Here is an 11906-nt window from a genome sequence, read left to right as displayed (position 1 = left end):
CTCCTCTTTGCTCAGGGCAGGATTGCACCCCGCACCCGCTTGGTGTTAAATGCCCGTCCAGATGGCGCTGACGAGGGCCATCCCCAGTATTTGGACACCCCATGCAGACTCAATCCCACGCGGGCCCGGGTTCCCTCTTCGCCCTGACCTGGCCACTGTTCATCGATCTCGCCCTGCACTTCCTGACCGGGGCCCTCAACACCTTCATGGTGGGCCATGTCTCCTATCAAGGGGTGGCGGCACTGGCAGTCGGCAACCAGGTGTTCGATCTCGCCATCACCCTGTTCAGCTTCGTCAGCATCGGCACCAGCGTGGTGATCACCCAGTATCTGGGGGCGGGGGATAGGGAGAAGGCGCGCGTGGTCATCCACACCGCCATCGGCTTCAACCTGCTGGTGGGGCTGGTGGCCGCGGTCGGGGTCATGGCCGGCGCCAGCACCATGCTGGCGCTGATGAACCTGCCCGCTCACCTGATGGGGGATGCCACCCTTTATCTGCAGATCATCGGGCTCTGCCTGCTGCCGGAGGCCGCAGCGCTCTGTCTGGCCGCCACCTTGCGCGCCCATGGCCACACCCGTCAGGCCATGTACGTGACCCTCATCGTCAACCTCATCACCTTCGTCGGCAACCTGCTGCTGCTCTATGGCTGGTTCGGCCTGCCCCAGCTCGGGGTCGCCGGGGTCGCCATCAGCACTGTTGCCGGGCGCATCGTCGGTGTGGTGCTACTGGTGTGGCTGGTGGCGCGCAAGACCGGCATACGGCTGCGGCTGCCGGAGATCCTTCGCCCCAGCAAGGCCATGCTGGACAAGGTGTTGCACATAGGTCTGCCGGCGGCGGGGGAGAACCTCTCCTGGATGCTGCAGTTCATGGTGGTGACCGCCTTCGTCGGCCTGCTCGGCGACAAGGCGCTGGCGACCCAGTCCTACTTCTTCCAGATCTGCCTGTTCATCCTGCTGTTCGGCCTCTCCATAGGCCTTGGCAACGAGATCATCATCGGCCATCTGGCGGGGGCCCGTCGCTTCGAGCAGGCTTATCGCCAACTGATGAAGAGCCTGAAACTTGGCCTTATCGTCACCAGCCTGATTGCCCTCGCCGCGGCCCTGAACGGACGCGCCATCATCAGCCTGTTCACCGACGACGCCGACATCATCACCCAGGTGGCGCAGCTGTTCCTCATCAGCCTCATCCTCGAACCCGGCCGCACCTTCAACCTGGTGGTGATCAACGCCCTGCGCGCCACCGGGGATGCCCGTTTCCCGCTCTACATGGCGCTCGTCTCCATGTGGGGCATTGCCGTTCCCCTCGCCTATTTCCTTGGTATCATGCAGGGCTATGGCCTGGTAGGCATCTGGTTGGCGCTGGCCTGCGACGAGTGGGTTCGCGGTCTGGCCATGTTCTGGCGCTGGCGCAGTCGTCGCTGGCAAAACAAAATTCTTGTCGAAACATAAGCGGAATCACAATGAAGAAAATCGGACTCTTGTTGGCGGCCATCCTGCTCAGCCCGCTCGCCATGGCACAAACCGCTCCGGCGGCCCCCAAGGCGCAAGCCCCCCAGACCTGGTACGTGGCCCCCATCGTCATCGACCAGACCAGCGAGGCGCAGAAGGCCCTGACCAAGGACTTCATGGCCCAGATGATCAAGACCATCAAGATCAACGAGTACCAGACCGGCAAGGCGGTGGGCAAGCACAAGGATCCCAAGTGGCTGATCCGCACCAAGCTGGTGCCCGCCAGCAACGAACCCCTGGTGGGCAAGAAGCATCCGCAGGGCCTCACCTACGGCAAGGGCATCCCCACCCAGGAGATAGTCGGCGAGCTCATCATGAACGGCACCCTGGTGGCCCATGTGGGTCAGGGCTGGCGTGAGCCCATAGTCCCGGGTACCCCGGTGGCCGAGAAGATCACCATCGCCAACTACCAGTACGCCATCGGCAACGAAGCCAAGGCGCCTGATCTGGAAGAGCTGGCGGCGCAGATAGGCTTCGAGGTGGGCAAGGTGATTGCCCGTGACGGCAAGCCCCTGCCCGAGAAGAAAAAGAAAAAAGAGTAAACGCCACACCTGTTAGCAAGAAGGGGCCCCGCGCCCCTTCTTGCTGCCCGCCTGCCGCCCCCTTGCCGTCATCAAAGCGTCACAACTGTGAACAGGCTCCCAGTTCCTTCCTCTTTACCCTCCCCATAAATCGCTTATCTGCTTGCGATTCAATCAGTTAAAAATCATCCGCCAGATGCAGCAAATCCATTGCCCCAAATTGGATCGGGATCACATTTATCTCCCGGGGTAAGGGGTAGTTTGAAGGTCAAGGCACAATCAAACGACACCAAGGAGGCTTCATTACATGTTCCCTGAGTACAGAGATCTCATCTCGAAACTGAAGAGCAGTGATGTCCATTTCCAAAAGAAGTTTGACTTGCACAACGACCTGGATGCGGAGATCAGGAAGCTGGAAAAACATCACGCCAGCGATTACAGCTCCGAGGTGAAGGATCTGAAAAAACAGAAACTTAAACTGAAAGAGGAGATATACGACATCCTCAAACAACATCCACACTGACGCCTCGACGAATACCCGGATAAGCAACTTATCCCCCAGCCCGGCTTAAAGCCGGGCTTTTTATTGCCCGCTCATGGCGGCGCGGGGCCACTCCCCTTTGACATCGGAAGCAAAGAAGCGGGCCAATGGCCCGCTTCTTTATACCGATTTAGTCCCTTCTCACACCGGCGGATGGAACTGGCTGGCCTCGCGGGTGGCCATCTCCTCGTAGGTGGCCCACCTCTGCCAGACCACCTGCTGCGCCACCTGCATCAGTCGCTCGGCCTCTTCAGGATGACTCTGGGCCAGCACCCGGTAGCGGTTCTCCTCCGCCCTGTACTCGGCGAGGGGAATGGAGGGGCGCAGGCTGTCGAGGCTGAAGGGGTTCTGCCCCAAACTGCGCAATACAGGGTTGTAGCGCATCAGCGGCCAATGGCCCGAATCCACCGCCCGCTTCTGTTGGGCCAAACCCTGCTCCATATCGATGCCATGGGCGATGCAGTGGCTGTAGGCGATGATCAGCGACGGGCCCGGATAGGCCTCCGCCTCGCGCAGGGCCTGCAGCGCCTGCTGCGGATTGGCGCCAAAGGCGATGCGGGCGACATAGACGTTGCCGTAGGAGATAGCCTGCAGCGCCACATCCTTCTTGGCCAGCGTCTTGCCCCCCGCAGCGAACTTGGCGACGGCACCGAGCGGCGTCGATTTCGACATCTGGCCGCCGGTGTTGGAGTAGACCTCGGTATCCATCACCAGCACGTTCACATCCCGCCCGGAGGCGAGCACGTGATCGAGACCCGCCGAACCGATGTCATAGGCCCAGCCATCGCCGCCGACTATCCAGACCGAGCGGCGCACCAGCTGATCGATGAGGGACAGCAGCTCGCGGGCCTTGCCGGATTTCACCTCTTCCAGCCGCTCCCGCATCTGCGCGACCCGATTGCGTTGCGCTCGGATCTCCGACTCCAGCCGCTGCGGGGCCTTGATAAGCGACTCGACCAGCGCCTCCCCCAGCTCCCCCTTCATCGCCTTGAGGGCGGCCACCGCCTGACCATGATGCTGATCGGCGGTGAGACGAAAACCAAAGCCGAACTCGGCGTTGTCCTCAAACAGGGAGTTGGACCAGGCAGGCCCCTTCCCTTCCGAGTTCTTGGCCCACGGCGTGGTCGGCAGGTTGCCGCCGTAGATGGAGGAGCAGCCGGTGGCGTTGGCCACCAGCATGCGATCGCCAAACAGCTGGGTCAGCAGCTTGAGGTAAGGGGTCTCGCCACAACCGGCGCAAGCGCCGGAGAACTCGAACAGGGGTTCCAGGAATTGGGCACCGCGCACGGTGGAGAAGTCCACCCGCTCGCGGGCAGGCCAGGGCAGGCTCTCGAACCAGCGCAGCGCCTGTTTCTGGCCAGCGAGGTACGGCGCCTTGTCCATCATGGTGATGGCACGGTCGCCTTCATGACTTTCATCCGCCCCGACCCGTACCGGACAGGCCTGCACGCACTGGCCGCAACCGGTGCAATCCTCCGGATAGAGTTGCAGGGTGTAGCGGCTGTCGGGGAAGCCCTTGGCGGTGACGGGCACCGACTGGGCGGCCTCGGGGGCGGTCGCCAGCCAGTCCTGGTGATAAAACTTGGCCCGCAGCGCCGCGTGGGGGCAGACAAAGACGCAGTTACCGCACTGGATGCAGATATCCGAATGCCAAATCGGGATCTCGCGGGCGATATCCCGCTTCTCGAAGCGGCTGGTGGCAGTGGGGTAAGTGCCATCCACCGGCAGCATGGAGACCGGAATGCGATCGCCACGTCCGGCCAACATCGGGCCTGTGACCCGCTGGACAAACTCGCTGCCCCCCGGCGCCAGCGGCAACGGATAGTCGCTGATCGGCTCATCACCGGCCGGGATCGCCACCTTGCAGAGGTGAGCCAGGGTATCGTCCACCGCGGCAAAGTTGCGCACCACCACCTCGGGCCCCTTGCGGGCATAGCTCTTCTCTATGCTCTCCTTGATCAGCGCAATGGCTTCGTCCCGTGGCAACACCCCAGCCAGCGCAAAGAAGCAGGTCTGCATGATGGTATTGATGCGATTGCCCATGCCGTTTTGCTCGGCCACCCGATCCCCATCGATGCAGTAGAGCTGGATATTAAGGGCGCGGATGCGGGCGCGCAGCCGCTCGGGCAGCTGGCCCCACACCTTGTCAGCCTCATAGGGGGCGTTGAGCAGCAGGGTCGCCCCTTCCGCGGCGTGCTCCAGCAGATCCACCGATTCGACAAAGCCCCACTGGTGGCAGCCGATAAAGCTCGCCTGCTCGATAAGCCAGGGGGCGTCGATGGGCTCGGGGCCAAAGCGCAAGTGGGAGACGGTGCGCGAGCCCGACTTCTTGGAGTCGTAAACGAAGTAGCCCTGGGCGTGGAAGCCCTCCAGCTCGCCGATGATCTTGATGCTGTTCTTGTTGGCACCGACCGTGCCGTCGGCGCCCAGGCCGAAGAAGAGCGCCCGCACCCGGCTGGCGGGCTCCAGATCGCCGATGGGGTGCCAGGCCAGACTGAGGCCCGACACGTCATCGACAATTCCCACGGTGAAGCGCGGGCGCGGCGCATCACAGGCGAGCTCCTCGAACACAGCCGCACACATGGCGGGGGTGAACTCTTTGGAAGAGAGGCCATAGCGACCGCCACTGAGCCAGGGCAGCCGCTTGATAAGACCGCGTTGCAAACCGTCGATCAGCGCGCTCTGCACATCCAGCAGCAGCGGCTCACCGCCCGCGCCCGGCTCCTTGGTGCGATCCAGCACGGCGATGCGCCGCACGCTCTGCGGCAACGCATCGAGCAGCGCCTGCACCGGGAAGGGGCGATAGAGGCGAATGACCAGCACTCCGGTCTTGCGATCCTGCCGGTTGAGCCAATCCACCGTGGTGCGGGCGGTGGCCGCCCCCGAGCCCATCAGCACGATGACGTCGGTGGCATCGGGCGCGCCGTGGTACTCCACCAGCTTGTAGTGGCGGCCAGTCAGCTCGCCGAGGTTGTCCATGCACTGCTGCACCCGCGCTGGCACCGCCTCATAGAAGGGGTTGACGCTCTCGCGGGACTGGAAATAGGTATCGGGGTTCTGGGCGGTGCCGCGCATTACGGGGTGATCCGGGTTAAGCGCCCGGGCGCGATGGGCCCGCACCCAGTCGTTGTCGATAAGGGCGCGAATTTCATCCCGATGCAGCGCGGTTATCTTGTTCACCTCGTGGGAGGTACGAAAGCCGTCGAAGAAGTGGATAAAGGGCACCCGGCACTGCAGGGTGACGCTGTGGGCAACCAAGGCCAAGTCCTGCGCCTCCTGCACCGAACCGGAGGCGAGCATGGCAAAGCCGGTGCTGCGCGCCGCCATCACATCCTGATGGTCGCCAAAAATCGACAGCCCCTGCACCGCCAGCGAGCGGGCCGCCACATGGAACACCGCCGCGGTCAATTCACCGGCGATCTTGTACATGTTGGGCAGCATCAACATCAGCCCCTGACTGGCGGTGAAGGTGGTGGCGAGCGCCCCCGCCTGCAGGGCGCCGTGTACCGTACCGGCCGCCCCCCCTTCACTCTGCATCTCCACCACTGTGGGGATGTTGCCCCAGAGGTTGGTCTGCTTCTCATCCGCCCAGGCATCGGCCAGTTCGGCCATGGTCGAGCTCGGGGTGATGGGATAGATGGCACACACTTCACTCAGCTGGTACGCCACCCGGGCCGCGGCTTCGTTGCCATCGACCATGATCAGTTCATGTTTCATTGGGACTCCTCCGGTTGGCGCAGCTCGATGGCGTGACAAGGGCATTGATCGTGACAGGCACCGCAGCCGGTGCAGCGCTCGGCATCCACCTGATAGCCCTTGCCCGACCCCAGCTTGGCGATGGCCTGCTCGGGGCAGCTGCCATAGCAGCCGTCGCACTCGAAGCAGTTGCCGCAGGAGTAGCAGCGCGCCGCCTCGTAGCGGGCGGCAACCTCATCCAGCCCGCCGATGATCTCGCCAAAGTCGTCCCGCGCCCACGCCGGTTTGACCGGCTGACTGCTGGCCGGCGCGTGGGTCTGGAACCAGAGTTGCAACTGCTCGGGCCCCACCAATGGATAGGAGAGCGGTTTGTGGTAGTGGCGACCGCGCAACCAGGCATCCATATGGCGCGCCGCCTTCTTGCCGTGGCCGGTGGCTATGGTGACGGTGCGCTCGGAGGGCACCATGTCGCCGCCCGCAAACAGACCCGGCACATCCGTCATCAGGTTGCCCGCCACCTGCACCACGCCCTCCTGGTTGACCCGCACGCCGGGAATACTCTCCAGCACCGAGAGGTCTACCTCCTGACCCAGCGCCAGGATCAGGGAGTCCGCTTCGAGGGTTTCAAACTTACCGGTGGGCACCGGCTTGCCCCCGGCATCCAGCGCCATCACCTCCACTTCGATGCTGGTGTTGTCGAGCTGGCGGATGCTGCGCAGCCAGTTGATCTTGATCCCCTCCTCCTCGGCCTCGTCGGCTTCGAAGGCGTGGGCCGGCATATGATCCCGGTCGCGGCGGTAGATGATCATCGCCTCCTCGACCCCGAGGCGGCGGGCTGTACGGGCCGCATCCATGGCGGTGTTGCCGCCGCCGTAGATAGCCACCCGCCGCCCCAGTTTGGGTGGCGGCAAGCCCTGCTCTTCGGCCAGACTGGCCTGCTCGAGGAAGCTCACCGCATCGAGGATCTTGCCCGCCTCCCGGGCCGGAATATCGACCCGCTTGGCCAGATGGGCACCTATGGCCATGAAGACGGCATCAAAGCCCCCCTCGTCGCGCGCCTTGAGCACGTCTTCCACCTTGTGGTTGAGGGTGAGGGTGACGCCGGCGGCGACGATGCGGGCCACTTCCCTGTCCAGCACCTCGCGGGGCAAACGGTAGGCGGGAATACCAAAGCGCAGCATGCCGCCGGCCAGCGGCCCCGCCTCGCGGATCTCCACCTGATGGCCGAGCCGGTTGAGGTGCCAGGCACAGGAGAGGCCGGAGGGGCCGGCACCGATCACCAGCACCTTCTTGCCGCTGGCGGGTGCAGGCGGCATGGGCTGCCAGCCACGGGCCAGCGCCTCGTCGCCGAGGAAGCGTTCGATGGCGTGAATGGAGACGGCCTCATCCACCTGGGCCCGGTTGCAGGCGCTCTCGCAGGGGTGATAGCAGACCCGGCCATGGACCGCAGGCAGCGGGTTATCTTCGATGAGGGTTTGCCAGGCCGCCTCGAAGCGGCCCGCTTCGGCCAGGGCAAGCCAGGCCTGGATGTTCTCGCCAGCCGGGCAGGCATGGTTGCAGGGTGGCAGGGCCGGTTGCCAGACGGGCAGCCGGGTACGCACCGGGCCTGTTCCCGTTTTCTGGGAGAGATCCGGCTGTGGGGTCATATCCAGTTGTTTGCTCATACATTGCTTTCTTCTTGTTGGGTAACAGGCCCGCTCCGATGGCGCTTGATACCGTGTAGCCGAAGCGGACGGTGGCCGGAGAGGGAAGAAGCGAAAGCGTCAGAAACTGGAAGCTGGCTCGATGATGGGCCGTTTTTTGTACGACATGGTGGATCAGGATCAATAAATGTTGCGCTTTATGAGGCGTTTCCCCCGGGATACGACCCCGATCACATGGCGCCGTTGACCTGCACCGATCAGGCGCCTCCTCGCCTGCCCCCCATGATGGGGGGCAAGAGAGGATTGCCGCACGGGGCAGGAATCGTTATCTTGCCCTCTTCACGGAATCGCCACAGCACAAGGACCCTGACATGCCCAGCCTCGCCAGCATACATCTCTACCCCATCAAATCGACGGCGGGCATGCCGCTGACCCGTGCCTTGGTGACCCAGGAGGGGCTGCTGGGGGATCGCCGCTACATGGTGGTCAAGCCGGACGGCAGCTTCATCACGGCTCGCACCCATCCCCAGCTGCAACTGGTGACGGCAACCCCGGTGGAGGGCGGCCTGCAACTGCGTTACCCCGGAATGGCGCAGCTCAGGCTGCAGGAAGCGGACTTCAGCCGCGCCCCCCAGGCCACAGGCGTCTGGGGCGACAGCTTCCATGCCCTGCACACCCAGTCCCAGGCCGATGAGTGGCTGAGCCGGGTGGCGGGGGAGCCGGTTCGCCTGCTCTGGCTCGGCGAAACCTCTGACCGCTTTCGGGAGAAGACCGGCACCCGGGTCAGCTTTGCCGACGGTTATCCCCTGCTGCTGATCAGCCAGGCCTCACTGGATGATCTCAACCTGAGATCCGATGCCCTGCACCAGATGAGCCAGTTTCGCACCAATCTGGTGGCAAGCGGCACCCGCCCCTTCGAGGAGGATGGCTGGAAGCGGATCCGCATCGGCGAGGTGGAGTTTCTGGTGGCCAAGCCGTGCAGCCGCTGCATCATGACCACGGTGGAGGCGGGCACGGATCGTTTCAACGCGCTGAAAGAGCCGCTCGCCACCCTCACCCGCTACCGCCGTGGCGAGGATGGGGAGGTCTATTTCGGCCAGAATCTGGTGGCGCTGAACGAGGGCTGGATTGAGGCAGGGAGCGAGATCCAGGTGCTGGAAACCACCCGCCCCCCCGTCTACCCCAATGCGGCGCCGAAGAAGCGGGAGCTGGTCTGCGTCGCCCGCGAGCCGCTGGCCCGGGATCTGGAGACCTTCTGGTTCGAGGCAGCCGACGGCGAGCCCCTGCCCGACTATCTGCCGGGCCAGCACCTGCCCATCAGTCTCGACATCAAGGGGGAACGGCAACAGCGCCGCTACACCCTGAGCTCCACCCCGGAGAGGCCTGAGCGTTACGGCATCAGCGTCAAGAAGCTGGCCGATGGCCGCATCTCCCCCTGGCTTCACCATGAGCTGCGCGTGGGCGATCACCTGCTGGCCGCCCCCCCGGCCGGCGAGTTTCACCTCGGCACCGAGCGCAAGCTGCTGCTGCTCTCGGCAGGATCCGGCGTCACCCCCATGCTGTCCATTGCCCGCACCCTACATCTCAGACACGAACTCGACGATGTGCATTTTATGCACCTGTGCCGCAGCGAGGCCGACATTCCGGCTGCCGCCGAGCTGCACGCCATGAGTCAGGCAGGCATGCAACTGACCCTGATCCTGAGCCAGCCTGACGACCACTGGCAGGGCATGAACGGTCGCCTTAGCAAGGGGCACCTCGAGCAGGTCAGGGATCTGCTGGCGCGGGAGATCTTCCTGTGCGGCCCCCACGGCTTCATGAGCGAGGCAGCCAGGCTGCTGCAGGAGCAGGGGGTCGTCGCCGATCGCATCCGCCAGGAGAGCTTTGGCGGGGCCATCCTCTCGGTGGCCCGTCCCCACAAGGCAGTGCAACTGCGCATCGGCGAGCAGACCTTCGCTGGCAACAATCAGGGCACTGTGCTGGATCAGGCCCACAAGCAGGGGGTGGAGCTGCCCTGGAGCTGCCGCGCCGGCATCTGCGGCAGTTGCAAGCTGACCCTGCTCGAAGGGGAGGTGGATCACCCGGACGCTCCGGCCATCACAGCCGCCGAGCGGGCCGCGGGCAAGATCCTCACCTGCTGCGCCGTGCCTCTCTCCGATCTGGTGATCAAATAAGAGGATGGCGCCGCCATAGATTGCCGCCATCACCACCACAAAGCAAAACGGCTGCCCTGAGGCAGCCGTTTTCTTATCCCATCAGGCAATCAGCCACGCAGGGCGGCGATGCGCTGTTCGATGGGCGGGTGGCTCATGAACAGCTCGCTCATGGAGCGCTTGCCGTTGATGCCGAAAGCCATCATGGTGCCTTCCATCTGCGGCTCGGCACCGCGGGCAAGGCGCTGCAGGGCGGCTATCATCTTGTCGCGACCCGCCAGCTTGGCGGCACCGGCGTCGGCGCGGAACTCACGCTGACGGCTGAACCACATGACGATCATGGAGGCGAGCACCCCAAACAGCATTTCCAGCACGAACACGGTGATCATGTAGGCAAAGCCACCGGAGCTGCTGCTCTCCTCGTCGTTGTTGGAGCTGAAGAAGTTGCTGATGACACCGGCCACGATACGGGCGAAGAACATCACGAAGGTGTTCACCACCCCTTGGATCAGGGTCAGGGTCACCATGTCGCCGTTGGCCACGTGGCTCACCTCGTGGGCCAGCACGGCTTCCGCCTCGTCGCGGCTCATGCTGTAGAGTAGGCCGGACGACACGGCGACGAGGGAGTCGTCACGACGGGCGCCGGTGGCGAAGGCGTTCATCTCGGGGGAGTCGTAGATCCCCACTTCCGGCATCTTGATGCCAGCCTCACGGGCCTGACGGGCCACCGTGCTCACCAGCCAGTGCTCTGTCTCGTTGCGGGGCTGCTCGATGACCTGGACGCCATAGCTGCGCTTGGCCATCCACTTGGACATCAGCAAGGAGATAAAGGAACCCCCAAAACCGAACACGGCGCAGAACACCAACAGACCGGAAATGCTGGACTTGTTGATCCCCAGAACCGAGAACAGGATATTGAGTACCACCCCCAGCACCAGCATGACGGCCAGGTTGGTCACCAGGAATAGCATAATTCGCTTCATATTGACTCCTTGTGAGATATGGATGCATGGTTCGGGCCAATTCACAATCGACCTGATACCACACCTGCCCCCGATCATAGACAGACTCGATGAATGTTTGCTGAATGTTGGGCCTCAGAGCAGGGACGAGATGTCGAGACACTCGCGCAGATCCGCCTCGAGCGGCTGGTCTACGAAAGGGATTTCACCCAGAAATGGGGCCGGCAACAAGGCTTTCAAGGTGGCCAGGTTCTCCTGGTAGCGACTCATGTGCGGATCCACCCGATTGACCACCCAACCGGCCAGGGTCAGCCCCTGATGGCGGATGGCGGCGCAGGTGAGCAGGGCATGATTGAGGCAACCCAGCTTGGCCCCCACCACCAGGATCACCGGCAGGCGCTCAAGGGCGACCCAGTCGGAGAGCAGATGCTGGTGATCCAGCGGCAAAAACCAGCCCCCCGCCCCCTCGACGATCACCAGTTCGGCCCCCGCCCGCTCAATCTCCCGCAACCCGGCAGACAGGCCCGCCAGAGGGATACTCGCTCCCACCTCCCGGGCGGCTATGTGGGGGGCTATGGGGGGCTCGAAGGCATAGGGGTTGACCGAGTCGATGGGCAGCGGCAGGCTGGCGGCCGCTTGCAGCTGCTGGGCATCGAGGTTGCGAAGCCCCTCAAGGGTGCGGGCACAGCCGGCGGAAATCGGCTTGTAGCCGGCGCAGGGGATGCCCTGGGCGGCGAACGCCTGCAGCAGGGTACGGGCGACCAGGGTCTTGCCCACGTCGGTGTCGGTGCCCGTGATGAAATAGGATCTGACCATGATGATTCCTCAGCGCAGTTCAAGGTGGCGCTATGGCACCACCTGGGTATCAATGATGGGCTAGTG

At 63.8% G+C, this 11906-nt stretch carries 8 protein-coding genes; 4 read left to right on the top strand and 4 right to left on the bottom strand.

Features of this window, described 5'->3' with window-relative positions; all coding sequences use genetic code 11:
- Positions 1–101: 101 nt before the first annotated feature.
- The 3 genes from ACB039_RS01520 to ACB039_RS01510 all read left to right on the top strand — a co-directional run bounded on the left by ACB039_RS01520 (position 102) and on the right by ACB039_RS01510 (position 2552).
- Entirely contained in the window at positions 102–1448 is a 1347-nt protein-coding gene (locus ACB039_RS01520) for an MATE family efflux transporter (protein ID WP_371164991.1), read from the top strand.
- A gap of 11 nt (positions 1449–1459) precedes the next feature.
- Positions 1460–2050 (top strand): hypothetical protein, encoded by a 591-nt coding sequence (locus ACB039_RS01515; RefSeq protein ID WP_218408969.1) that lies wholly within the window; start codon positions 1460–1462, stop codon positions 2048–2050.
- Positions 2051–2336: 286 nt separating this feature from the next.
- A complete protein-coding gene (locus tag ACB039_RS01510; RefSeq protein WP_005313020.1) occupies positions 2337–2552 on the top strand; it encodes a YdcH family protein in 216 nt (71 codons plus the stop codon).
- 159 nt (positions 2553–2711) lie between these two features.
- Here the strand turns inward: ACB039_RS01510 and nifJ are convergent, their stop codons facing one another.
- The gene (gene nifJ / locus ACB039_RS01505; RefSeq protein ID WP_371164990.1) at positions 2712–6287 is read right to left on the bottom strand and encodes a pyruvate:ferredoxin (flavodoxin) oxidoreductase; all 3576 of its coding nucleotides are present in this window, start codon (positions 6285–6287) and stop codon (positions 2712–2714) included.
- Positions 6284–7930: an NAD(P)-binding protein gene (locus ACB039_RS01500; protein ID WP_371164989.1), complete on the bottom strand. Its 1647-nt coding sequence runs from the start codon at positions 7928–7930 to the stop codon at positions 6284–6286. The genes nifJ and ACB039_RS01500 overlap by 4 nt, the downstream gene beginning before the upstream one ends.
- Positions 7931–8280: 350 nt before the next feature.
- On the opposite strand from ACB039_RS01500, the gene ACB039_RS01495 reads away from it, so the two are divergent.
- Positions 8281–10083, top strand: a complete 1803-nt coding sequence (locus tag ACB039_RS01495; protein ID WP_371164988.1) for an MOSC N-terminal beta barrel domain-containing protein — start codon at positions 8281–8283, stop codon at positions 10081–10083.
- A gap of 89 nt (positions 10084–10172) precedes the next feature.
- On the opposite strand, the gene htpX is transcribed toward ACB039_RS01495, so the two are convergent.
- Together htpX and bioD are read right to left on the bottom strand one after the other, a co-directional pair.
- Positions 10173–11045, bottom strand: coding sequence for a protease HtpX (htpX, locus tag ACB039_RS01490; protein WP_005325738.1), 873 nt, complete (start codon positions 11043–11045; stop codon positions 10173–10175).
- Between the two features lie 114 nt (positions 11046–11159).
- Complete coding sequence (gene bioD, locus ACB039_RS01485; protein WP_371164987.1) at positions 11160–11840, bottom strand: dethiobiotin synthase; 681 nt, start codon at positions 11838–11840, stop codon at positions 11160–11162.
- Positions 11841–11906 lie beyond the last annotated feature (66 nt).

This window comes from Aeromonas sp. S2(2024), from assembly GCF_041402505.1.
Lineage (GTDB): Bacteria > Pseudomonadota > Gammaproteobacteria > Enterobacterales > Aeromonadaceae > Aeromonas > Aeromonas media.
The sequence above is the reverse complement of the archived record's forward strand: the minus strand, read 5'-3'. Positions and strand labels throughout refer to the sequence as shown.